Source organism: Hominiventricola filiformis (genome assembly GCF_020686965.1).
GTDB classification, from domain to species: Bacteria; Bacillota; Clostridia; order Lachnospirales; family Lachnospiraceae; genus Hominiventricola; species Hominiventricola filiformis.
Genome location: NZ_JAJEPS010000002.1, coordinates 171,369 through 195,719, shown reverse-complemented (window position 1 = coordinate 195,719; position 24,351 = coordinate 171,369). Strand labels below are relative to the sequence as shown.

At 44.7% G+C, this 24,351-nt stretch carries 27 protein-coding genes; 22 read left to right on the top strand and 5 right to left on the bottom strand.

Going from position 1 to position 24,351, the window contains the following annotated elements; translation table 11 throughout:
* Window positions 1–19: 19 nt before the first annotated feature.
* The 4 genes from LKD36_RS03715 to LKD36_RS03700 are packed head-to-tail and all read right to left on the bottom strand — an operon-like array spanning window position 20 to window position 2,138.
* Window positions 20–922, bottom strand: a complete 903-nt coding sequence (locus LKD36_RS03715) for a hypothetical protein (protein ID WP_308458737.1) — start codon at window positions 920–922, stop codon at window positions 20–22.
* 13 nt (window positions 923–935) lie between these two features.
* Complete coding sequence (locus LKD36_RS03710) at window positions 936–1,226, bottom strand: hypothetical protein (RefSeq protein ID WP_308458736.1); 291 nt, start codon at window positions 1,224–1,226, stop codon at window positions 936–938.
* A gap of 48 nt (window positions 1,227–1,274) precedes the next feature.
* The gene (locus LKD36_RS03705) at window positions 1,275–1,586 is read right to left on the bottom strand and encodes a hypothetical protein (protein WP_308458735.1); all 312 of its coding nucleotides are present in this window, start codon (window positions 1,584–1,586) and stop codon (window positions 1,275–1,277) included.
* A 48-nt stretch (window positions 1,587–1,634) separates the two neighbouring features.
* Window positions 1,635–2,138, bottom strand: coding sequence for a DnaJ domain-containing protein (locus LKD36_RS03700; RefSeq protein WP_308458734.1), 504 nt, complete (start codon window positions 2,136–2,138; stop codon window positions 1,635–1,637).
* Between the two features lie 175 nt (window positions 2,139–2,313).
* On the opposite strand from LKD36_RS03700, the gene LKD36_RS03695 reads away from it, so the two are divergent.
* From LKD36_RS03695 to LKD36_RS03590, 22 genes are all read left to right on the top strand, one after another.
* Window positions 2,314–2,676 (top strand): hypothetical protein, encoded by a 363-nt coding sequence (locus tag LKD36_RS03695; RefSeq protein ID WP_308458733.1) that lies wholly within the window; start codon window positions 2,314–2,316, stop codon window positions 2,674–2,676.
* A 132-nt stretch (window positions 2,677–2,808) separates the two neighbouring features.
* Window positions 2,809–3,282, top strand: a complete 474-nt coding sequence (locus tag LKD36_RS03690; RefSeq protein ID WP_308458732.1) for a hypothetical protein — start codon at window positions 2,809–2,811, stop codon at window positions 3,280–3,282.
* Window positions 3,283–3,696: 414 nt separating this feature from the next.
* On the top strand, window positions 3,697–5,184 hold the full coding sequence (locus tag LKD36_RS03685) for a hypothetical protein (protein ID WP_308458731.1): 1,488 nt from the start codon (window positions 3,697–3,699) through the stop codon (window positions 5,182–5,184).
* Window positions 5,178–7,097 (top strand): hypothetical protein, encoded by a 1,920-nt coding sequence (locus tag LKD36_RS03680; RefSeq protein WP_308458730.1) that lies wholly within the window; start codon window positions 5,178–5,180, stop codon window positions 7,095–7,097. Before LKD36_RS03685 ends, LKD36_RS03680 begins: the two co-directional genes overlap by 7 nt.
* Window positions 7,078–7,257 carry a hypothetical protein gene (locus LKD36_RS03675; protein WP_308458729.1) on the top strand — a complete coding sequence of 60 codons (180 nt, stop codon included), beginning with the start codon at window positions 7,078–7,080 and terminating at the stop codon, window positions 7,255–7,257. The genes LKD36_RS03680 and LKD36_RS03675 overlap by 20 nt, the downstream gene beginning before the upstream one ends.
* 64 nt (window positions 7,258–7,321) lie before the next feature.
* Complete coding sequence (locus LKD36_RS03670; protein WP_308458728.1) at window positions 7,322–8,140, top strand: hypothetical protein; 819 nt, start codon at window positions 7,322–7,324, stop codon at window positions 8,138–8,140.
* Window positions 8,141–8,155: 15 nt separating this feature from the next.
* Window positions 8,156–8,554, top strand: coding sequence for a hypothetical protein (locus tag LKD36_RS03665; protein ID WP_308458727.1), 399 nt, complete (start codon window positions 8,156–8,158; stop codon window positions 8,552–8,554).
* Window positions 8,555–8,568: 14 nt separating this feature from the next.
* Entirely contained in the window at window positions 8,569–9,570 is a 1,002-nt protein-coding gene (locus LKD36_RS03660; RefSeq protein ID WP_308458726.1) for a hypothetical protein, read from the top strand.
* A gap of 297 nt (window positions 9,571–9,867) precedes the next feature.
* Window positions 9,868–10,116, top strand: coding sequence for a hypothetical protein (locus LKD36_RS03655; protein ID WP_308458725.1), 249 nt, complete (start codon window positions 9,868–9,870; stop codon window positions 10,114–10,116).
* A 17-nt stretch (window positions 10,117–10,133) separates the two neighbouring features.
* Window positions 10,134–10,736 carry a phage adaptor protein gene (locus LKD36_RS03650; RefSeq protein WP_308458724.1) on the top strand — a complete coding sequence of 201 codons (603 nt, stop codon included), beginning with the start codon at window positions 10,134–10,136 and terminating at the stop codon, window positions 10,734–10,736.
* 3 nt (window positions 10,737–10,739) lie between these two features.
* Window positions 10,740–12,596: a hypothetical protein gene (locus LKD36_RS03645; RefSeq protein WP_308458723.1), complete on the top strand. Its 1,857-nt coding sequence runs from the start codon at window positions 10,740–10,742 to the stop codon at window positions 12,594–12,596.
* A gap of 4 nt (window positions 12,597–12,600) precedes the next feature.
* Complete coding sequence (locus tag LKD36_RS03640; protein WP_308458722.1) at window positions 12,601–13,194, top strand: hypothetical protein; 594 nt, start codon at window positions 12,601–12,603, stop codon at window positions 13,192–13,194.
* A 12-nt stretch (window positions 13,195–13,206) separates the two neighbouring features.
* On the top strand, window positions 13,207–13,860 hold the full coding sequence (locus tag LKD36_RS03635) for a hypothetical protein (protein WP_308458721.1): 654 nt from the start codon (window positions 13,207–13,209) through the stop codon (window positions 13,858–13,860).
* A gap of 82 nt (window positions 13,861–13,942) precedes the next feature.
* The gene (locus tag LKD36_RS03630; protein WP_308458720.1) at window positions 13,943–14,290 is read left to right on the top strand and encodes a hypothetical protein; all 348 of its coding nucleotides are present in this window, start codon (window positions 13,943–13,945) and stop codon (window positions 14,288–14,290) included.
* 111 nt (window positions 14,291–14,401) lie between these two features.
* Window positions 14,402–14,719 (top strand): serine/threonine protein kinase, encoded by a 318-nt coding sequence (locus LKD36_RS03625; RefSeq protein ID WP_308458719.1) that lies wholly within the window; start codon window positions 14,402–14,404, stop codon window positions 14,717–14,719.
* A gap of 12 nt (window positions 14,720–14,731) precedes the next feature.
* Entirely contained in the window at window positions 14,732–15,226 is a 495-nt protein-coding gene (locus LKD36_RS03620) for a DUF2829 domain-containing protein (RefSeq protein ID WP_308458718.1), read from the top strand.
* 10 nt (window positions 15,227–15,236) lie between these two features.
* A complete protein-coding gene (locus tag LKD36_RS03615; protein WP_308458717.1) occupies window positions 15,237–15,554 on the top strand; it encodes a hypothetical protein in 318 nt (105 codons plus the stop codon).
* A gap of 3 nt (window positions 15,555–15,557) precedes the next feature.
* Complete coding sequence (locus LKD36_RS03610) at window positions 15,558–15,821, top strand: DUF6275 family protein (RefSeq protein ID WP_308458716.1); 264 nt, start codon at window positions 15,558–15,560, stop codon at window positions 15,819–15,821.
* A 15-nt stretch (window positions 15,822–15,836) separates the two neighbouring features.
* Window positions 15,837–16,160, top strand: a complete 324-nt coding sequence (locus LKD36_RS03605) for a ribonuclease (protein WP_308458715.1) — start codon at window positions 15,837–15,839, stop codon at window positions 16,158–16,160.
* 57 nt (window positions 16,161–16,217) lie between these two features.
* Window positions 16,218–17,225: a glycoside hydrolase family 25 protein gene (locus LKD36_RS03600; RefSeq protein WP_308458714.1), complete on the top strand. Its 1,008-nt coding sequence runs from the start codon at window positions 16,218–16,220 to the stop codon at window positions 17,223–17,225.
* A gap of 53 nt (window positions 17,226–17,278) precedes the next feature.
* Complete coding sequence (locus LKD36_RS03595; protein WP_308458713.1) at window positions 17,279–18,298, top strand: hypothetical protein; 1,020 nt, start codon at window positions 17,279–17,281, stop codon at window positions 18,296–18,298.
* Between the two features lie 15 nt (window positions 18,299–18,313).
* Window positions 18,314–23,836, top strand: coding sequence for a PBECR3 domain-containing polyvalent protein (locus LKD36_RS03590; protein WP_308458712.1), 5,523 nt, complete (start codon window positions 18,314–18,316; stop codon window positions 23,834–23,836).
* 53 nt (window positions 23,837–23,889) lie between these two features.
* Here LKD36_RS03590 and LKD36_RS03585 read toward each other — a convergent pair whose 3' ends face one another.
* Window positions 23,890–24,333 carry a hypothetical protein gene (locus LKD36_RS03585; RefSeq protein WP_308458711.1) on the bottom strand — a complete coding sequence of 148 codons (444 nt, stop codon included), beginning with the start codon at window positions 24,331–24,333 and terminating at the stop codon, window positions 23,890–23,892.
* Between the last annotated feature and the right edge of the window lie 18 nt (window positions 24,334–24,351).

The window sequence follows — 24,351 nt, the reverse complement described above, 5'->3', positions numbered from 1 at the left end:
CCGGGAGATACCCTTTTTTCTATGAGATATTCAAAATTTTTTGTGCGTCATACTCTGCATTTTTGGTGAGCTGACGTTGCCATGCTTGATTCCTGGGAGACCAGCGGAAACCGTGGTTTTTAAGAGCCTGCCGGATGTCTGCCGTCGGGATGTCGTCGAAAATGATTTGCAACCTGTTCGCGGTAGTGTTCCGGACGATTGTGCCGTCTGCGAATTCCATGCCCAGATCTGGCACAGATTGCTGGAGCTTGTCCAGATCATCAAGCCGGGTCTGTATACGCTTGGCCTTGCTGCGCAGGCTGGTCAATTCATAATCCGGATAGGGCTTGGATATGTAAGGGGCGCGCTTCTGGAGATCTGCAAAGTCGGCATCCATCTTTTGCGCGGTTTCTTCTGCCAGTCCTTCAAAACCAACAAAGGTTTTATGCTTACGCCAATATGCATTTAAGGCTTTAGCACGCTCTAAACTCTTCTGAACACGCTCTAACTGGTCAGAAAGAATGTCTTTTGCGTTCGGGTCTGCGAGATCTACGGGTCCGGTTCCGATACTGCGGATTTTGTCAAGGATGGCGTCAATCTCCTTGTACTCCTGCCAAAGAGATTCGCGGCGGGCGTTCTGCTTTTGTTTTTTGCGTACCGGGAAGTTGCTGCCGCCGCAAACAAGGATGGAGGGGCAAGCCGATTCGTTGCGGTAATAGGCATTGTAGTAGTCGGCAAGGCGGCGGGAGTAGCGGTCAAGCAGGGCGTCCAGCTTGTCGTGATAGTAGGGGCTGATCTTGGATTTTTGTGCCTGCACCAGCGCGGCGGCCTTGTCCACGGCGGCGCGGTATTCTTCCGTGGCGCTGCCGTGGCGGTAGTCCCTCATGGAATTAACATCGTTTGCCCGGCGGGCGGTTTCTTCGTTGATTTCATAGTATTTCATTTTTACATCCTCCTTAATATCTTGAATCAATAGATCTGACATCAATAATTTCATCATCAAGCACGGATTCCGTACCCTTGGTATCAAAAGACACCTGCACCAGTTCGCCATCTTCAAAGGGTTCTGCGTTTTCATCCATCAGCCAGGTATTACCGTCTACGGTCTCAATGACCATGTAATCATAATAGTTTCCTGTCATGGCTCTGATTTCCGGCTGCTGGGTCTGTGCGGTGGTCTTGCCTGCGGCGAATCCTGCCAGAAGTGCGATAGTTGCGATTGCTACGGTTACGATATTCTTTTTCATGTTCTATTCCTTTCTGCCCTCGTTACCTCCGGGGCGGCAATTAAAAGTCTAAATTCTGCAAAGCCCACAGCTATTTACTATTTCATTAGTCCCATTCGGAAGAGGAGATTTATATTCGACTTTGTAAATGAGCCGGATGTTATGATAGAGATCAAACTTTTTTATTTCCTCCGGGTCAGCTCTATAAATGTGCTGTGGGGTGTACTTTGTAAATTCATTTTCGTTATTTCCGCCGCTTAGAATGTCAATGCTATCCACGTCCGGCATTGAAAAATAATATTCAGCGGTTTCTTTGATGTCTGCATTGATTAGGGTGAAAAAATAATCCCCATCAATTTTGTTTACTCTGATTTCTAACATGTTTCCTTCTTTCTCCGGGAGATTTGCCGCTCCCGGACGGCTATGTAGTTAAGCTGTAAGGCTTTCACGTTCTTCTGTTCTGGTTGCGTATTTCTCGGATCCGTACATGTTCCGGATGTCGTCCATGCTCTTTTCACTCTTTCCATGTTTCCGGTACGGCTCGGAATGAAAGTACCACGCCTGTTTTTTAGAGGAGAATCGGAAGCCAAGTGCCTTGAGCTGATCTTTTACCGGTCTTGTGTTGCCGGTGATCCAGAGCCAGGAGCCGCAAAGCTCAATCATAAGACCTGGAATATGGAGCAGCTGGTTAATCAGGTCGGCGTATTCGGTAGCGGTCTGCTTTGTTTCTTTCTGGTAGGTCTCGCCGTTGGCGTTCTGGTGAATGTCTTTCAGCCGGTTGTAGGCTTCTTCATACTGTCTGGACATCTCCTGGAATTCTGCGGTGGTGTCTCTGCCGGGGTTGCAGTCAGGGTGAAGGTCCCGCGCCAGTTTCTTATACATCTGCTTTACATCTTCACAGGTTACACAGTCTTTAAAATAATATCTCGTCACCGTCGTTTCCTCCGTTTCGGTTGTTCTTGTTTCGTTGTGCCATCATAATAGCATCGTAGTGCGCACTACGTCAATAATCACAATCACCAAAATCATAGTGCGCATTTTGTGCAAGTTGCATAGTGCGCATTACTTTTCTTCTATGTTACAATGTTCAACAGCAGGAGGTGAGAAGATGCCAGAAGATGCAAGAAAAAGAAACGACAGGCAGTATGCATGGCAGAAAGAAAACACAGATAGAATCAATTTTACAATGCCAAAGGGCAGGAAAGATCAGATCAAGGAAGCGGCAGAGATCGCCGGAGTATCTGCGACGGTTTGGATCAATCAGGCTATAGATGCAAAATTTGAGGATGCCGGAATAGTAGCGCCTAAAGATATGATGGACCTTGGAACCATAAAAGACTTGGAAGCATACGCACGTAGTGCCGGGAAGACATCCGCGGAATATGTACGGGAAGCAGTCAGAGAGAAGATGGAAAGACAGGACGCGGACTACCAGGAAGATGTAGAAAGGGTAGATATCACCTCATTTTAGTATAAACACGTATTGAACGAGACCAGAAACCAGTATATTATGATAGCATAAGAAAAGCCGGGAAGGACCGGCGGGAGAGAGACGGAAAAATAGAACCGTCTCTTTTTTTATGCCCGGAAAGGAGGCGTTACGATGGCAGGCAAGCAGGAAAAGACACCAGAAGAGAGGAGAGCAACCAGAGAAAAGCAGAATGCTAATCTGATTACACCGCAAGAGCTCAACGCTCGTAAGACACCGGAAGAGCGCCGAGAACAGGCGAGAAAGGCCGGTATCGCATCCGGAGAAGCCAGAAGGAGGCGCAAGACAGCAAAAGAGATCTATGAAACGCTGCTCAATAAGGAGGCAAGCGCAGGGCTTAGATCTGGCTTAGGACTGGAGGAAGGCGCTACCAATTATGAGGTAATGCTTGCCCAGATGATGATTCAGGGGCAGCAGGGCAATGTAAAAGCGGCCACATTTGTTAGGGATACGGCCGGAGATATGCCGACAACCAAGGTGCAGGCAGATGTAGGTATGACAGACGCAGACAGAGCGCTCCTTGCTAAGGTTGGCGCACGTCTGGGACACGATACAGACAGCGAGAACGAGCCGGAAGATGCCGAATAATTGGAACGCGTCGCAAAACATTACATTTGACGACATGTTTGAGAGACTGAAAGCGTTATAAATATATGCTGATTGTAACAATGAGCAGTAACGCATGATTGCGGGCACGATCTGGCACGAATGTCCGCGCGTTACGTACATTTCCGGTATCTATAGGGCTATCTATTGCCGGTATCAATACGATGCACTGGCACCGAATGCAGGGTAACGACACACAGCAGAGCCTTGCCTGATCTGTGCATCTATCTGTATCAACGCATCAATGACCAGGGCTGTATTTTTTTCTGGCTCTTCGTAGCTCTCCCGGTCCTCGTCCATGCATCAGCACGCACCCATCCCCCCCTGTCAGGGTCGCCCCTCATCGGCGATACCTCCTGGGTACTACGAAAAAATTTTTATTATTTTTTGAAAACCATGAACATTGAAGAAATCAGAGAAAGTGAGATCGAGTATTGCCGGAGCAATCCGGTGTACTTTGTAGAGACATATTGTCATATTGAGGATAAGGATGCTGATGAGCTGATACAGCCTTTTACATTGTGGCCCATGCAGAAACAGGCGTTGATGGATATTCATACGCACAGACTGAATGCGATTTTGAAAGCACGGCAGTTGGGTTTCTCTTGGCTGGCAATGAGTTATGCGGCGTACCTGTTGCGGTGTTGGACGGGTCGTACAGCAATCGGTATTTCCCGAACAGAGGATGAGGGAAAAGAGCTTGTCCGTAGACTTGGCGTTATTTTTCGTCATATGCCGGAGCTGGTGGCAGAAAAGGGAAGCGTGCCGGACGGATGGTCTGGACCCGTGTTTGAAGCGCAGACGTTGAAGGTCATTATTTCATTTCCGAATGGGCCGGACAGTACGTTTATGGCGTTCCCGTCGTCACCGAATGCGGCGCGTTCATTCACTGCGGATTTAATCATCTTTGACGAGTGGGCGTTCCAGCAATATGCTGCAGAAATTTGGACATCGGCGTTTCCGGTTATCAACCGTCCATTTGGCGGTAAAGTGATCGGATTGTCAACCATTGATCGAGGAAGCCTGTTTGAGGAAATCTTTACAGATCCGGACAACGGATTTTTTAAGATCTTCATTCCGTGGTATGCGGACCCGAAACGAGACCAGGAATGGTACGAAAACACAAAGCGTACAATGGGCGCGCTGATAACGCAGGAGTATCCGGCAACCATAGAGGAGGCGCTGACAGTTCCGGGAGGTTCTTATTTCCCGGAATGGAGCAAAGAGCACCACGAAGTGCAGGATCTTCCGACGGGGCCGGTATCGAGATATGTGTTCATCGACTATGGCCTTGATATGTTTTCGGCACACTGGATTATGGTTGATACCGAAGGAAATGCGACTGTATATCGAGAGTATGATTCTCCAAACAAAACGATCGGAGAGGCTGCGGACATTATGATTAGTATGTCCGAAGGTGAGAAAATTGAATTATTCCTTGCTCCACCGGATTTGTGGAACAGGTCGCAAGAGTCTGGCAAAAGCCGGGCTCTTTTGTTTTCCGAAGCGGGCGTTGATCTTACGAAGAGCAACAACGATTTTGAGGACGGCTGTGCGGCTATGAAGGAATGGACAAGGCCGCGTGCAGACGGTAAGGCGCGTTTGAGGGTACTTGAAGGCTGTGCCCCGAACCTTTTCCGGTGCATGAGCAAAATCCAACGGGATAAGCGCAGGCCAAACGTGTATGCAAAGGATCCGCATGATCTGACTCATGACCCGGATGGTCTCCGGTATTTCTGTATTTACTGGGTGAACCCGCCAGAAGCAGGAAGAACCCGGAAAAAGAAGAAATGGACCGAGGATATGTACGAAGATTATCGGAATGCGAATGCGGCAGACAGAAAACTGCTGCTTGAAATGTGGGGAGAGCCGGAAAGATGGTAGGGAGACTGAAAAACATGGTGAAAAATATGTTAAATCCAGCAAAAACAAAAAAATTGAGGCTGTGGCAGGGGAGATTTGAAACTGCCAAAACAGCATATGCACAGCAACGGCAGGATATGGCAACCTATGAAGGCTACTATGACGGGATCCGGGAGGTACAGCCGAATCCAAACACGAACAAGGACCCGAAAAAGAAGGCGACGAATGTCAGAAACATTGTTTATGAGCTGATTGAGTCACAGGTGGACAATTCCATTCCTATGCCAAAGGTTCGCCCTATCCATCCAGAGGATAAAGAGCTTGCCAAAAACATTGAACAGGCATTGTGCAATGAAATCGCCAAAACAAAGTATCAGAAATTGAATGACCTGCAGGAAAGAACAACGCCGATTCAGGGCGGAGATTTCTTCCATGTGGAATGGGACGCGAATGCCGGTATGCATTGTACGCTTGGGGACGTTTCAGTGTCTGAATTGCATCCAAAACAGGTGATTCCGCAGCCTTGTGTGACCGAGCTTGAAAAAATGGACTATGTTTTCTTGATTTTCACGCAGACAAAGTCCTTCATCAAGCGCAAATACGGCGTAGATGTGCAGGATGCAGCGGAAGAACAGCCGGAAGTAAGGAAATCTGATGATACAGCCTTTAATTCTGAAATTGTGAGTCAGATTGTTGCCTATTATCGTAACGAAAAAGGCGGAATTGGCATGTTCTCATGGGTTGAGGACTACATTCTGGTTGACATGGACGATTATCAGGCTAGAAAAATGGAACGCTGTAAAAAGTGCGGGACATTAAAAGAGGGTGATGTGTGCCCTGTCTGTGGTGGCAGAAAATTTGAAGAGGTTCAGGAGGATTCAGAGGAACTTGTAGCAGATATTCCACTTACGAACGGTGATTTTATTTCTCACATTTCTGGAACGGAAGAAATCCCGATGGAGGATGAGAGCGGAAATCAGTTGCTCGACGAATTTGGACAGCCTATAACCGAAACAAGGACGATTGCGGAAAAGATTCCGTACTATAAACCGAATGTCTTCCCGCTTGTTCTTAGGAAAAATATTTCAAAGAACAAACAGCTGCTTGGTGGATCCGATGTAGCTGTTGTTATCGACCAACAGGACACCATCAAAAAGCTGGGGACAAAAATCAACGAAAAGTTAATCAATGGGCAGTCATTTGCAACGTTGCCGAGAGGGCTTGATATCAGAAAAGACGGAAATGAAATGAACGTTGTGAGAATTGAGCAGAAAGATGCCAATTTGATCGGCGTGTATAACCTGCAGGGAGACATTTCAAAAGACCGTGTGGCTCTGGAAGATAACTATGATTGGGCCAGATCAGCGCTTGGAATTACAGACGCATATCAGGGTAAATACGATTCCTCTGCAACGTCTGGTACTGCAAAACAGTATTCCATCACGCAGGCAGCAGGCCGTCTGGAATCCAAACGAATCATGAAAAACAGTGCTTATGCGGCATTGTACAAAATGATTTTCCAGTTTCTGCTGGCATATGCCGATGAACCTATTCCAATCAGCTACAAAAAGGAAGATGGCACCTATGATTTTTCACATTTCAACCGGTATGACTTCCTGAAAAAGGATGATGCAGGGGAATGGTATTGGAATGATGAGTTCATTTTTGAAACGGACACGACTTCAACTATTCTCACAAATCGGGAGGCCATGTGGAATGCAGCTGATGTGAAATATCAGGCCGGAGCGTTCGGACCTATTGGAGATCTTGAAAGCCTTGTGCTGTATTGGAAATTCATGGAGAAGGCGAACTATCCGAACGCAGGAGAAATCCTTACAAACCTTCAGGAACGCCTTCAGAGGCAACAGGAAATGCAGGCCCAGCAGATGAATATGCATGCAGGAGGTGGAACTGATGAAGTGTCCGTTGTGTGATATTGAAATGATGATCCAGAAAACTTACATGGAGGTGGAAGGCGATACCAGCCCAGATACTGTTACGAAGGTTTTCAATGTGCAGGATATGACCTGTCGGAATCCGAAGTGTGAAAACTTTGAAAAGGTTGTAGAAACCGTAAAAAACCAAATTCTGTAATTAGCCGCGAAAAGCGGCTTTTTATATTTTCGCAGGAAGAGCGCAAAAATCCAGGAGGTATTAAATGTACAAGATTCCTATGAATTTGCAGATGTATGCAGAAGGCGGAGAAGGACCGGACATCGCCGACCCGGTATCAGAGGAACCAGCAGAAGTAGTCGATTTTGTTGATCCGGAAGGAGACACAGGCGAAAAGGACCCGGAACCCGCCGAACCGGGAGTTGATGAAAACGCGATCTATGCACAGGCAAGGCGCACAGCAGAAAAGCAGATGAATGCCATGAATGCCAGAGTGATGAGCCGGTTCGCTGGTATGACAAACCCCGAAACAGGTCAGCCGATCAAAACGGTTGCAGATTACTTCGAAGCTCTGGACGCACAGGAAAGGGTGAATACGCGCCATCAGATTGAGCAGAGAGGCGTGGATCCTGCGCTGATTGACCAGATTATCAATCAGAATCCAGTTATTCAGCAGGCGCAGCAGGTTCTTCACGAAAATTCTCTCCGGGAAGGCGAAGCGGAGCTGAACAGACAGATTCAGCAGATTTCCGCTTTTGATCCCACTGTGAAGTCTCTGGAGGATATTGCAAAAATGCCGACTTTTGCCGCTTTTGACTCTTATGTGAGAAATGGATTAAGTCTGCCGGATGCATATCGACTTGCCAATTTTGAAACACTGACGCAGCGTGATGCCGCAGCCAGCAGACAGGCGGCGATTAACGCAGCAAAGGGAAAGAGCCATTTGTCCCCGATGGGAGGAGGGGCTGATGGACAGACCGCACAGCTTGTGGATATTCCACAGGAGGCAATTGAAGTTTGGAAAGCGGCATATCCGGATCTTTCCTACAAAGAATTGAGAGAAAAATATAACAGATCTCTGTAAAGAAGGAGGAATTTTATGTTTAGTTTTGTAAAGGCAAATGCAAAACCGGAGTTTCCGGTTATTAAAACTTTACCAACAACGGCGTCCACCGAGTACAAAATCGGGGACGCTTTAATTTTGTCCGGAGGTGGTCTGGTTAAGGCTACAGGAACTACAAAACCGGAGTATATTGCGGTGGCAAATTACAGTGCACCAGCAACAGGAATGGAACCTCTTCCGGCTTATCTGATTGCGCCTGGAATGGAGTGGGAAACCACTTTCGCAGCCGATGCAACGGCAGTAACAGAGGGTACTAAAGTAACCATTCACACCGATGGAGCGCAGGTGACGGCAACTGCTACGAGCGGAGTCGCACAGATTCTTAAAAAACATGGTACAGGCGCTGTAGGTACCAAGGTAACTGTAATGTTTTAAGGAGGGATAAATTTATGGCAATTATTTTTTCACAGAATAGTGGACTGAATGATGATTTTTGGAAGGTGGAAGGTCAGGTAGTAAAATCTATCATGCAGGACACCGATACAGAAAAAACGGAGTATGACAAGTTGGTGTCCGATGTGGCAAACGTGGAAACATCCAAGAAATATGCCGAAAAAGCAACCGGCCTGACTTCAATTGGATCTTTTGAAATTGTTGATGAAGGAGATGCGCCGGAGGCAGACGAGATCCAGGAGACTTTCCCGAAACTGATTGTTCATAAGCAGTTTATGAAGGAGATCGCCTGCACGCAGCAGATGAAGGAAGATGGCGACATCAATATCATGAAGACAATGGGACGAAATCTGGTTCTCGGATACAAGCGTACCCGGGCAGAGCTTGTTACCAAAGCAATTGCAACCGAGGGTAAGGAGTTTTCTATGGGTACCAGAAAGCTGGATAAGACTACGGGTGATGGTGAAGCGCTTTTCTCTACTGCTCATAAGGGCGTGAAGGCGGGGGTTGCTGCTCAGTCCAATGTATTTACCAATGCTTTCGGCAGTGATTCTGCAATGCTTCGTAGACTGGCAAATATCGGAAGAAACTTTAAAAATGATTCCGGTATCGTGCAGGGATATACTTTCGATACAATTATTATCCCTGGCAACTGCTATGAGCTGGAGGATACGATTTCCAGAATTATTCGTTCTGATCTGATTGTCGGAAGCAACAACAACGACGTCAACACGCAGAAGGGATTATGGAAACTGATTGTACTTCCGACATGGCAGGCAGCGGATGGAAAGAATCCGTATATCATCATGTCTTCCGAGGCAAATAAGGAGCTGCGAGGCACCGTGCTGTTTGACAGAACTGTTTTGGATGTTCGCAACTGGGTTGACGACCATACAAGAAACCTTCTGTGGAATGGACGTGCGCGTATGTCTTGCGGATTTAACAACTGGAGACATATGATCCTCGGTGGAGCTGACGCTGGAACTACTCTTTCATGATAAGGTGACATAGGTTATACCTCCTGATAAATATTTTGAGCACTGCTGTCTTCCACAGAGAATTCGGCTGTGTAATCACGTAAATAAAAACGTCGATGCGTTAACAAACTGATTAACAGTAATAGACGAAAAGCTGTGGTCTGAGTCACCTCATACCAGTCAAAGCTGTAAAGTTATAGGTACAGATCCACAGTGCCTTTTCAAAATATAACAGAGATGGAAATAAATACCCAGTGTTAGCTGGGAGAAAGGAAAAATCCAATTACCATCTAAGATAATTGGATTATACGAGACGTTATGATTAAGAAGGGAATGGAGGTGGGAGCCGTCTTTGAGGACGGCGGCTCCCATTATGTTGTTACAGCACTTTCCGGAGAAAATTATATTTCCAGAAGACTTACCAACAAGGAAGTGGAAAATCTGGAAAGCGAAAGTGGAAAAGTAGAGCCGGAGAAAGAGGAAACTGCTGATTCACCGAAAAAAGCTGAACCTGCAGTAAAGAAAGCTCCGGCCAGAAAAGCAACTGTTCAGAAGCGCGGACGTTAAGCATATATGGAGGTCTTATGAAATGGAAAGATATTAAGCTGGCAACATTGCAAAAGATGTTTTCGGCAGAAGGAACGAGTATTCCATCGGATGATTCTACCAGAGATTATCTTGCGGGAATGCCATATGTTGCCAATGAAGGGCTCCAGATGATCTGTACCTCCAAGAAATATATTGTGAAGTCTGTTGATCTGGATTCTACGATGGGAATAGTAGTAGGAAAGTACAGAAAATTTGTGATGCCTGATATTGCAAAAGATTTCTTTGAATTTGCAGGAGAAATCTATTATACGGACGATGCGGGCAGGGAAAGGACGCAGGCATATTACACGGAGGTAAACAATGTGCTGGTGCTTCCGGCGAATTTTACGGGAGTATTCACAGTGTATTATAAGGCGTATCCGGAAGAGATCACATCTGATACGGATGATGAGTACGAACTGCAGATTCCGCCTGATATTGTTGCGATTCTTCCGCTATACATGGCATCACAGCTGTACAAAGAAGACGATAACGGTATTGCAACTTCGCTTCGAAACGAATTTGAAGTTGCGTATGAACGGTTAGCGCAGAATAATCCTATGTGTACCTATGAACCTATGGATGAAAGTGGGTGGTAAAGCATGGCAGTTAATTTTTCAGTTCCATCCAGTCCAGCCAGAAGTATCGTTCAGATCAATCAGTTTCTCGGTGTGGACTATACGAACAGTCCGGCGAATGTGGATATTGAAAAAAGTCCGAACGGGCAGAATATGATTAGGGATGTGCCGGGGAAAGTCAGAAAATGCATGGGGTACCATACAATCCAGAGCTATGATGCACAGATTAACGGATGCCATTACAGAAGAGGAGACAGTGGTTTTATTGTTCATGCCGGAACGAAAATATATAAGGGTTCCACGGTTCTTTACAGTGCTGCAAACAATGAAAGAAGCAGGAGCTGGCAGTTCGGCGACAAATTGTATATTGCTGATGGGAAAAAGCTTCTTATTTATAATGGTTCAACCGTTGTAACCGCTGAATCCACCGCGTATGTGCCGACAGTCACGATTGCAAAAGCTCCTGCAGGTGGAGGTACGCAGTATGAGGCGTTAAACCTGTTGTCAGCGGCGTTTGAAGAGCTTTTCGCAGGTACGGCTAATGATACTGCATATCATTTGTCATTCGGTGGATTAGACAGTACAACAGTGGTTATAAAAAAGCTGAACAGCTCTGGAAGCTGGTCTACGCTTACTGAAGGAACGCATTTTTCAGTAGACAGAACAAATGGAATCGTGAATTTCAATTCAGCGCCGGGTGTAAGCCCGGTTACCGGTGAAGATAATATCCGGATCCGAGCATACCGTACAGTATCTGGATATGCGGACAGAATCAATAAATGCACAATCGGCATTTTATATGGCGTGAGCGGAGCTTCGGACCGGCTCTTCTTGTCTGGCAATCCGAATTACATTAACTATGACTGGTATAGCCAGTATAACGATCCAACATATTTCCCGGATACTGGATATTCAGTTCTCGGAAGCGGAAGCTCTGCTATTGTTGGTTATTCCATTATCAATGATCGACTGGCAGCACATAAAGACGATATGGAACTTGATCGGAATATCATTCTTCGGGTGGGAGAGCTTGTTGATGATGAACCTGCCTTTAAGATCGTGAATACTCTGCAGGGTGCCGGAGCAGTGGCAAAATGGTCATTCGGATACCTTGCAACCGAACCTCTGTTCCTGACAAAATTAGGTATTTATGCTGTTACACCGCAGGATGTGACCGGAGAAAGATATTCCCAAAATCGAAGTTTTTTCTTAAACGGAAAACTGTTGGAAGAAAATAATTTGCAGGATGCATATGCGTGCACCTACAAAGATATGTACTGGTTGTGTCTTAATGGCGTGGCATACATTTTGGACGGTTTGCAGCCGTTACAGACGGACAAAAGCATGCCATACGCAACTAGACAGTATGCAGGGTTCTACCGCACTAATATTCCTGCGAGAATCATCTGGACATACGACGGAAAGTTGTATTTTGGTACTGCAGATGGGAAAATTAAAGAGTTTTACCAGGATCCTGTTTCACTGACATCATACAACGATGATGGAGAGCCGATAAAAGCAATATGGGAAACACCGGATTTTTGCGGAAAATCGTTTTACAAAAACAAAACCTTCCGCTACATGGCAATCCGCCTTGCTACGGCATTAAAAACATCCGTAAAGATGTATGCGCGAAAAAAAGGAATATGGTCGTTCGTAAAAGAGGAGAAAGATAAGACCAGATATTTTTCTTTTGCTTATGTGATTTTTTCGTTGCTTACTTTCAGAACGAATATGTCACCGGCAACAGTTCCGACAAAAATTAAGGTCAAAAAAGTAGATAGTGCAAGATTTCGGTTTGAAAATGACGAGCTTAATGAACCGTTTGGCTTGTATGACATAGCTTTTGAGTATATTGAGAACGGATATTATAAGGGGTGATGATATGAGCTTTACGAGAATTTTAAGCAGTGACACAAAAAATAAAGGTGTAATCGGATTGCCGGACACACCCGGATTATCAACGGAAGATATGCAGAAAAAGTTTGATGAGATTGCTCTGGATGTCATTATCCCCAAATTAAATGCGCTCATTGGTGAGCTGGAATCTGCGGCCGCTGCTGTATCGCTTGGAGCCTCTGTCCCGGATGGGATCACTGCAGAAGAAAATATACAGAGCATTCTTGCCGCTATTGCGGTATTGGCTTCAGAAGCGAGCAAAGTAGCTGGAGAAGCGAAACAGATTGCTTCTTCTGCGCAGTCTCAGATTGAGATTGCTGTAAATGCTTCTAATGCGGCTCTTGTGTCCGCAAATCAGGCAGTTAATATTGCACAAAGCATTGCATATATGGTAGACCCGGTAACTGGTCAGCTGCTTCCTATAGATCAGGTTATCAATAATATGTATGATGCGATCAGACCTGCACCGTTGACTGCTGGGGAATATGATGCACTGGGACTTACAGCAGCAGAATTTGATGCATTCCAGATTACAGCACGAAACTACGATATGTATGCAAAAAATATTCTTACGAATTGAAAGGGGTAACATATGGCATCTTCAACGAAAACAGAAAACTATCAGCTGAATCAGTACAGCGCAAACGATCAGCCTACGTGGGTAGGTGATTACTCCGGTGACATGCTGAAGATTGACACAGCACTCGGAAATGCTGCAAAAAGAACTGGTGATAAATTCAATGAAACGGAGACATATGCAGTTGGAAATCTGTGTATCAAAGACGATCTGCTGTATAAATTTACTGCGGCAAAAGAGGCCGGTGCATGGGATGAAACGAAGGTAAAGGCGACCACAATCGAGGCAGAGTTCGAACAGCTAAATGGGGATATTACACAACTAACTGAGAAAAGGGAATGGACAAAAGTATCGTTCATAGGTGCTGTGGATGTTACTGCATCCGTACCAAGCGACAAATGTGCTAGAGTTCCAAGCACAGCAGAGGAAATCTGTGTAGAAATCACTGTAAAAAGAAATGCATCTACAACTATAAAATTTTCTCAGTATCTAAAAACTCCTGGTGCCTATAATGGCGGCTATTATAATTCCGACAAATATTATGCTTCATATCAAATAGGATATAGCAATAATATTATCTACCTAAATAAATCATGGCTTAAAGTAGTTGATAATGGTACAGAATACAATAACGCAGATACAGTGAAGGTTGACGTATATTACAGATAAGTTCTCAGTTAGATAGGTTCAGAAGATGCCCGTCCGGTCAGTCCGGGGTATGCAACACACAGAAAAAGAAAGGAAAATTAAAGTGAATGAAATCAATACAGATCAGATATTGAAAACAGAATATTCACAGGCCTTTGATGAAAAAAGAAAAGGTCTTGTCCTGCAGAGCTATTTTAAATATGGCAAAGCCTCTCGGAATTTTAAGACCGGGAATGTGGATGCAATCGGAAGCCTTAAAAAGTGTTTGGCAAAATTTGAAGAAACCGGAAACACGGAATATCTTTGCGACGTAGCGAACTATGCCATGTTCCGATTCATGTTCCCGCAGTCAGGTGATTATTTTCGACATACAGATTCGGACGAGTCAGCCGGAATCGTGGGAATGAGCGTGAAAGAAATGGAATCCTTTTCAGAAAATGCAGAATATTAAATTTACCAGAAAGGAGGCTCTATGATAAGAGCACCGACCAATTTCACACGATAAGATGCCGCTCCCGATCAGGGAGCTTTTTACGTTCAAATAATGAAAAGAGGTGATACATTGGAATCACAGATCTGGACAATCCTTCTTGCAGCCGGAATTCCATCTACCATCATAGGAGGAATAGTGGGAAGTATGCTTAAACGCATGGAAAGAAGAATGGATGAGAAAGAACAGGCTAGAGAACAGCAGGAACTGTATCTGGTCAAAGGAATCAATGCCAGTATTGCGCTGGGAGAGGCAACAGCAAAAGCGGTGGCCAGAATCCCGGATGCTCACTGTAATGGAGATATGCATGCAGCATTGGAATATGCACAGAAAATCAAGCATGAGCAGAAAGATTTCCTGAATGAGCAGGCAATCCATGCAATTGTATAGGAGGCGAACATAATGAAATTTTCAGAAGCATTCAAAACGATGAAAGAAGGAAGAGGAGTAAAACTCCCGTCATGGGGAGGATATTGGTGGTGGGATGAAGAATCTCAGACAATTCTCATGTACACGAAAGACGGTGACTGTCTGGATATAAGAGAGACACAGAATGTGGAATACACTCTTACGAATATTCTTTCTGATGAATGGGTTGTTGCAGATGGTCAGAACTGTCCGATTCTTGGCGGAGAGGCTACATTCTCCTTTGGGGAAGCAATCAAATACCTAAAACGTGGAATGAAAGTTGCACGTAAGGGATGGAACGGAAAGAAACAGTACATCCAGCTGGCAACGAGAATTTCCTATGTGTCGGCTGATGGTGAAATTGTAAATTGTAAGCATGATGCGATTGGCAACAAAGCAATTGCATTTGTTGGTACATCTGGAGTGCAGATGGGATGGCTGGCATCCCAGGCAGACATGCTTGCAGAAGACTGGGTCTTCGCAGAATAGGAGGAGAATCATGAAAAAATTATTTATTTCACAGCCGATGAAAGGTAAAACAGACGAGGAGATTCTGGCAGAACGCCAGAGAGCTATTGAGAAAGCAGAGGAGCAGCTGGGAGAAAAGGTGGAGCTGATTGACTCTTTCTTCCAGGGAGCGCCAGAGGTAAAAACTAAAGGTCTGTACTATCTTGGAAAGTCACTGGAACTGCTGGCTGCAGCAGATGTGGCATTCTTCTGCAAGAACTGGGAGAACTACAGAGGTTGTAAAGTGGAAAATACCTGCGCCATTGAGTACGGGGTTCCGCTGGTTATTGAGGATTATGAGGAGAAATAGAAAATGGGAAATGAAGAATTTTTGAGAATCTGTAAGGAAAAGGTATGCGATTACTTTAATGAGCATGCGGATAAAACAGATGGTAAAAGGCTTACGGTTCAGGATGTGTTTGTGGTATGGTCATGCAAGACTTTACAGAATAATAAGGCACTGCTGAGCACAAATGTCTCTGATGGTATGTATTATGAGCTTACATATAATGGAGACAAACACGAGTTGTATTTTGACGCATATAAAAAATGGAGAAATATCTGTTTTGAGATGTAGAAGGGAGAAAAGTAAATGAATATGGAATTATTACTGCAGTATGTAACTTATGCGCTGATGGCGGTTGGTGTCGTAGCGTTTCTGGTTTCTTGCGTAACGCAGGTAATCAAAGATCTGCCGTGGTTGACGCTGGTACCTACCAGTGTAGTGGCATTGGTTGTGTCAATGATCCTGTGCCCGGCGGCTGTGGCGGTCGCGTGCCAGTACTATAAGATCGTGATTGAGTGGTATTACATTTTTGCATCATTTGTCGCAGCATTTATTGTATATTTAGTTTCCACTGGTGGTTGGGAGCGCTTAAAGGACATTTGGGACAGAACAAAATATAAGAAAGAGTAATTATTGGGCAGCAGACAGCTGCCCTTTTGCGCCGGCGCAATGGCAGAAAGGAGAATCATGAAAGGAATTGATGTATCAGCATATCAGGGAAAGCCTGACTGGTCTGCAGTGAGAGCGGCTGGCATTGAGATGGCAATTATCAGAGCGGCTAACCGAAAGGGAAAAGATGCCAGTTTCGAGCACAATTATACAGGATGTGGCCTTGCTGGAATCAAAAGGGGTGTATACAGATACAGCTATGCCAAAACAGTGGATGCGGCTGTTAAAGAAGCAATGGAAGTAGTGCAGATTCTTAATGGCCGAAAACTGGAGATGGGCGTATGGCTTGATCTGGAATGGAAGGAGCAGCGTGCTCTTGGCCGGAAGGCAATCACAGCAATTGCAAAAGCGTGGATTCAGACGATTCAGGCAGCAGGGTATGTTTGCGGTATCTATTGTAATTTGGACTGGCACAAGAATATGCTGGATACAGCCGCACTGCAGGTGCCGTACTGGATTGCCAGATATCCGAATACTGATTCCGGAAAGATCAATGAGAGCTTAAAGCCGAACAGAGGAGAGAGTGCATGGCAGTACAGCTCAAAAGGACGGGTTACCGGAATTGCAGGTAACGTCGATATGGACCAGTGGTATGGCACTGTAGATATGTCCGGAAAACGGGAGATTGATGAAGAAGCTCTGGGAAGCCTGCAGGAAGCACTCAACGCGGACGGAATCCGGGACAAGAACGGTAATCCATTGAAAGTTGACCAGAAGAAGGGAAAACTGACGGATTCTGCGATTCAGAAATCTCTGATGAAATCTGGGGCATTTGACCAGAAGAAGGGAAGATATACCGTAGGAAGCGAGGGAGAGGTTGTTAAGTGGCTGGAAATGCGCCTTGATACGGTTATCGGAGACAGCATCAAAGTTCTGCTTGGACATACTCTGACAGAAGGACGTCTTCCGGATGGCAAATACGGCAATGACGTTCGGCTGGCTGTAGGGCTCCTGCAGGAACTGCGCGGACTTACAAAAGATTATATTGCAGGTCCGAAGACTATCACTGAGTTGCTTTATAAATAATTTTTAACGGGGATTTTTATAAGTCCCCGTTTTTCTTGTATATGGAGGGCATTATGGCATTAAATTTAACTTCCAAACAGTTAAAAACAGCAATGGCAAGGGGCGAAGCGCTGAACAGAAAGTATGGTTTATCATCATCGAATAGCAAAAAGACGTCAACTGCATCAACAACAAAGAAAAAGTCAACTGCATCAACCAATGTAAACAGTGGCGCGAGTTCGTACAGTCAAGCGCAGGCTGCAGCAGAAGCACAGGCTGCAGCAGAAGCTGAGGCAGAACGTCTCCGGCAGCAGCAGGAAAGAATTGCGCAGCGGTCATATGACAGCAATATGTCAGCGCTACAGCAGGCATACGATCAGAAAACAAACTTGCTCAAACAGAATCTTGATTCGACCAAAGGCACACTGGGAAATGCGTATAATACATCAAAAGGAAACATAAATGCTCAGAGCGATAAAGCATTGAAGGAAGCATATGTAAATCGTATGCTATCACAGAAAAATCTTGCTCAGAATATGGCCGCCCAGGGTATCTCCGGTGGATTATCAGAAACGACGTCTGCAGGTCTGTACAATAACTACGGAAATTCCAGAAACAATATTGAGCAGACCAGATCAAATAATTTGACTGATCTGGAAAATACTTATCAGAATAATCTTGCATCAGCTGAGCAGCAGTACAATTCTCAGTTGGCGGAAGATGCAGCTGCAAAAGCTGCTCAAGAGATTCAGTTAAGAAGTGATCTGGCAAATTTGGTAGCAAATTCATACAGCGATATGTATAAGAACATTCCAACACTTACAGAAGCATATGCATCACAGATGCAGAAGTTGCTTGCTAACCAGTCTGCGTATGCTCCTGCTCAGGAAGCAAAAGCAACTAATGATGTCGTAAAAGCAAATACGGAATCAGCGTTAGATCAGGACTATAGCAAGTACAGCAACTATCTTGGATGGGCTAAAAAGGTGAGAAAAAACAATCCGGGATATACAGATGAGCAGATCGCAACGTTGCTTAATCAGAATGGTGTGAAAAATGCTGATGCTATTGCTTATATTCTGAATCAGCTTTAATGAAAGGGGATAACTATGCCGTATACCGCGAAAGATGTAAATAAGATTCTTGAAAAGAAGGTGCAGACCAAAAGAAAGGCGTACACAGCTGATGATGTGAATGCTATATTAAGTTCGGGCAAAACAGGGGCACAGGTCATTGAAGAGCATAACAATGCAAGAAAAGCACAGCGGAGGGCAGTCACCAACGCGAATGCGGCACAGAGTTCCCAGCAGTATACTCCTTCTTATAAGAGCAAACGTGAGACTGTTCAGAAAATTCCGCAGTTAAAGAAAAGCGAAAAGAAATCGTCAGCCGGGCAGATTCCATATCTTACCGGAGAGTCTGGACAGAGTCCTGTTTCTTATGCAGCAAAACAGCAGACGAAAAAGACTGCAGAAGTCCAGATTCCAAAACTAGAAAATTTGAAAAGAGGATCCGCGGATACAGAAGCTTTGGTAAAAAAAGCGCTGTCCAGTAATTATAAAATGACTTCTGCAGAGAAAAAGCAGTTGCAGAAATATAGTTCCGAATGGCTCAAAGACTATAACCAGAAGATATTGTCCGGAGAAATCACACAGGCCCAGCAGGTGAAAGATTCTACAGATAAAAATTCTGAATATGCCAAAATGATTGCGTTGAAAAACAAAACCAATGCAGTAGCGTCCTTTGCTGCAGGACTCATGTCTTCTGCGGAAAATCTTCCGGGAGTGAAGGCGTTTGCTAAAAAGGCAAACCCAGATCAGTATGAGAATTTACAGGAAACTATTCAGAATGCAAAAACACAGAATCCATTTGCAACCGGAGCAGGTAACATGGTTGGCGAGATGGCAAAATACCAGAATGCGAATGCGATTATGTCTGGCATTCCGGCAGTACAGAAAGCAAAAGATGCTGTTTCTGGTGCGGTTGCATCTATCCCATTTTTAAGTGCAGGGGGAAATGCGGTTGCAGCAGAGGTTGCCGGAAACCAGATTCCTAAACTTGTAGGTGATTCTACGGCCAATATATTAAGTGACCTTACGTTAGATACAGCCTTTGACACAATTCCTTATTTGATGGACAGTAAATCCAATGGAGACGATGCGGGAGATCTTGCGAAAAAGGCAGTTCAGAGAACCGGTTACAATCTGGGAATGAATGTTGCCGGTGAAGCTATCCCGTATCTGGTGAGCGGAGCAGGGAAAGCAGCGAAAAATATGTTTAAGTCTTCTACTGATGACGTGGCTAATACCGGACGTGAAATTGCTGATATGAGCAGTTCTGCCAGAAGTATCGAAAATGGCGTGGAAACGGCTGCTGACGGATTAAAACAGGGTGATTCAGTGGCAAATCAGATTTCAGAATTGCAGTATGATTTTTCACAGCCGCAGTCCGCAAGTCAGATCGAAAAGATTCTGACTGATTCCAAAGCAAAGAGAGAATTTCAGCAGCAGTCCGGCGTTGTACTGGAAGGAACAAAAGCGGAACAGCGCAGGCAGGTACAGGAATGGCTTGGAATGACGGAAGAGGAGAGGATCGCAAGCAAGATTTCAAAAGATGCATCTTCTGGAAAAAGAATTACTGACCCTGTAGAAAAAGCATTTTTTGAGGGAAATGTTGCAGAAACACATACGCCGGAAGAGATTAGCCGGATGAGAGAGTACCTTCAATCAGCGGATCAGGATATTCTGGATTATGTGGACGAAGTCAGAGCAGGTAATAGTAAAACAAAGTTTTATGATTTACAGCCTGTGTCAGATCGTGCGGCCGATGATATTAAAAGAATTACCGGCATTGATGCGTCTGGCAATAGAGTAGTCATGGATAAGGATACCATTACGCATATTGATAAGAGGCATGGAGTAAATGGATCTGCGGACAAAAGCATGGCAGATGATCTGACTTTATCTAGAATTCAATATATTTTGGACAACTATGATGAAGTAGAGGCTGGGAAAAATACAACGAAAATAAGAACGCAAGAAGGGAAAAAGGCGCCGACAGTTGTATTCCAGAAAAAAATTGATGGTACATATTATGTGGTTGAAGCTGCTACAGATGCTAAATCTAAAAAGAATGTTATTGTAAGTGCGTACACAACGACAAAACCTGTGGTTGAAAGCACAAAAATAGCAGCCCATCCGGCGACAAATGCTGACTTAAAGTCCCCCTTGCCTACGTCCAAAATCGAAGCGGAAGCTGCTGCTACTTCTAATATACCTATGCTGGGATCAAATGTCAACACTTCCGGAACAAGCCGCATGGAAATGGAAGGAGATCTTCCGTGGACAACACCTGGAACTGAATCGACGTCTATTCCGATGCTGGGAGATACGCAGAAAAGTTCTACTAGACAGGTTAATCCGGATGGAACATATCCTAGCCGGACCGCAACAAACACTTTGCGGAATTCCGAACTGGTAAAAAGCGTTGAGGGTGCAATGGATGATCTGGAAGCCGGCATTAAAGATGGATATTATGACATTAAACCAATGACTGAAAAAGAAAGTATTCAGCAGGCAGCAGACGCACTGGATAAGGACTATGCTGGAGAATTGCAGAGATTATCTTCACAGGTATGGACCAACGGAAGCCGTGATGTGGATGAAGGAATGATTATTCTGGAAGACAAATTGAAAGCCGCTGCGGAGTCTGGAAATTTCGATGATGCCCGTGCCTGGATGCGAAAGGTAGTTGAGCAGGGAAGTGAAAAAGGAAAAGGTCTGCAGGCTTATGCAAAATATTCTCGCACGGCAGAAGGAAGCCTTGTAAAAGCACAGAATCTTATTGATAAGCAGGTGTCCCGTTGGGAGAAAACATATGTGTACGATGCGCAGGAGGCAAGAGAATTTGCTGATAATATCGTCAAAGAAGTAGACTATCTTATGGAGAGTCGCAAACTGGATCCAATGAATCCAATTGGAATCGAAGAAATCGAAAAGGCGGTAAGAAATATTATTTCTGATAACCGGATTGCAAATCAGATTGACGATGATACGATTGAGAAAATTTCTGAAATGCTTATGAAAGGTTCCACGGCGAAGGATATTGAAAAGTCCGTGGAAAGCTTCATGGCAATTGGACAGTATGGGATTTCTGATGAAACTATTGAGCAGGTGCAGAATATCTTTGCGGAGGCAGCCAAATACGGGGAAAACAGCAGAGCTCGTGTTGAGATGGAGAACAAAGCGTATGCGCTACTGGCCAATGAGGTAACTACATCTGATTGGAGCGATAAGTGGGATGCATGGAGATATTTTTCTATGTTATCCTCACCGACTACCCATATTCGTAACGTACTCGGAAACACTGCCATGAATGCGGTCACGAACGTAAAAGATACGTTGGGGGCAGTGATGGAGTCAGCGGTTGATGCGGCGTCTCCGAACGGAATCAGTAGAACAAAGTCTATCCTGAATCCGCTTAGCCAGAGTGACAAAGCACTTCTCGATGCAGCATCTAACGATGCAGTAGAGGGTGTATACCGGCAGTTATCCGGCAGCAAGTATGGCGTCACTGCAGGCATTGAATCACAGTCAAAAGCGTTTAGAGGCAAAGTGGGTTCAAAATTCCAGAAATTACTTGATGCAAACAGCGATCTTCTGGAGAAAGAAGACTGGTTCGGACTGAAGAAAAAGTACCGGCAGAGCTTGGCAAGTTATCTGAAAGCCAATGGTGCGGACAGCGGAATTTTCTCCGCGACGGATGATGCAAGCAAAGCACTCTTGAATAGGGCGAGAGCTTATGCAATTAACCAGGCACAGGAAGCCACGTTCCATGAGACAAGCAAACTTGCGCAGAATCTGACAGAGTTCAGCCAGAATTTGAAGGACAGCGGAAGTTTGGCCGGAGAATTTGCGCACGCAGCTATTGAAAGTGTGATGCCATTTAAAAAGACTCCTGTTAATATTCTGAAACAAGGCATTGAATATTCACCGGTTGGCATCGTAAAGGGAATTGCGAGCGCTGCAAAATCATTGAAAAACGGTTCAAAGAGTGCATCAGAGGTTATTGAGCAGATGGCAAAGGGTCTTACCGGAACCGGTCTGCTGTCGCTTGGCGCTTATTTGAGCTCTACCGGCCTGCTCAGGGGGAATGGTACGGGAGATGCCGATCAGGATTCCTTTGACGAACTGCAGGGAGCGCAGAATTATGCTCTCCAGATCGGAGGTAAGAGTTATACATTAGACTGGATGGCACCCTCCATTTTACCGGTGCTAGTCGGTGCGGAACTGCAAAAGGCTTTTTCCAATGGATCCGATTCATCAGATCTACTGAACGCGCTTGGCGGTATTGCAGATCCCATTATTGAGACATCATTTATGACAGGTGTAAGCAATGCGCTGGATGCGGTACAGTATGCCGAGGACGGGGAGACCTTACAGACAATGGGTGCCAACATGCTGATGGGGTATGCGCAGCAGGGCGTTCCGACAGCACTTGGAAAAGCGGCACGGACCATTGACAATACCAGAAGATCGTCTCTCACGGATGATACCGGTCTTGCTGGTCAGATTGAGTATAATGCAAATAAGGTAAGAGGAAAGATTCCGTTCCTTTCACAGGACCGTCCGGCTTATGTGGATGCATGGGGCAGGACCCAGGAAAACTTCCAGGGCGGGAACACTTTGACCAATGCTTTATACCAGTTTGTGTCACCTGGATATTATTCGCAGAAAAATACCACTCCAGCAGATGAAAAAATGCAGGAGCTGTACGATGCAACTGGAGACGCAAGTGTTCTTCCGTCCAAAATCAGCAGATCTTACGACGGGCAGAGACTTACGGCAGAGCAGTACGAAAAGGCACAGACGATTGCTGGTCAGAATGCATATGATTTTATCAATAACATCACTCAAACGGAAAGTTACGATTCTCTTCCGGATGAGGATAAGGCAGAGGCGGTCAACGCAATGTATGGACTGGCCAAAGCGATTGCATTACAGGAGACAGTCGGCAAGGAAATGAGCTCGACGAATCAGAAATTGTATAAGATCTATACAGAAGCAGGGCCGGACGTTATGGCGCTGTATTATATGTACAAGAAAGTTGAGAAAACCGATGATGCATCAAAATCTGAGAATTTGCAGACCGCTTTAAACCAGAGCGATTTGAGCAGAAAAGAGAAGAGGGAGTTATATTCATATTTGAATCCGGGAACAACAGCGAGAAACAATCCATACACCAAAACAAATGAAAAAATCTCTCAGTCTAAAGACAGAATTTCGGTAGAATATGAGATGGGATTGTCGGGTTCGGATGCTTATAGATCAATGGATATTGCCTCCAGATATGATTTTGATTCGAAAATGGATAATTTTTTGAATGCATATGCTGAGTGGAACACTACTCAAAAAGAGATGAGTTCAACAAATAGGAAATATCAGCAAATCTATGAAAATCTGGGATCAGACGGACTTGCCCAGTATTATTTGTATAAGAAGGAAGCCGATCTGGATGGAAACGGAAGTCTGAAAAAGAAAGAGGTTATAAATTACCTGAATTCTCAAAATATGACGAATTCGGATCGCAGAGCCTGGTTCTCATATTTGAGCAAAGCGAAGAATCCGTATTAAAATGAAAAGGCTGACATTGAGTTATGATAGGTGTCAGCCTTTTACTTAAAAAGTTACAGAACTTCTTTGTGTTCTTCTAACATATCCAGAATTTCATCTATATTATGGCTTAGTGTATCTCGAGTTTTCTCGTCGATAGGAGCAGGAGTTTCTAAATAAATATTGTTTTCGACATTATAATTAGTAATATTAACGGACTGGCCAAATACGAATCCAATCAGGATTTCAATTGATCTAAGGATTAGTTCAATTTTCTTTGTAAAATCTGATTCGGCGTTATTTTCTACAGGAATTCTTTTAGATTCCGGTACAGTAGCATTATACAACCTTATAGAATTTTCGCATAAAGTTTTGATTTTCTCCCAGATTTCTTCGGAAACAGTGATTTTTCCGGTTGCTATTTGTAAGAGTAATTCTTGCTTGTCGGAATCAATCTGGTCACAGGTGAGAGAGCTTATTTCATCACATGTGAAAGTATTTAATTCAGAACATTTCATATTAGAAGCCTCCTTTTA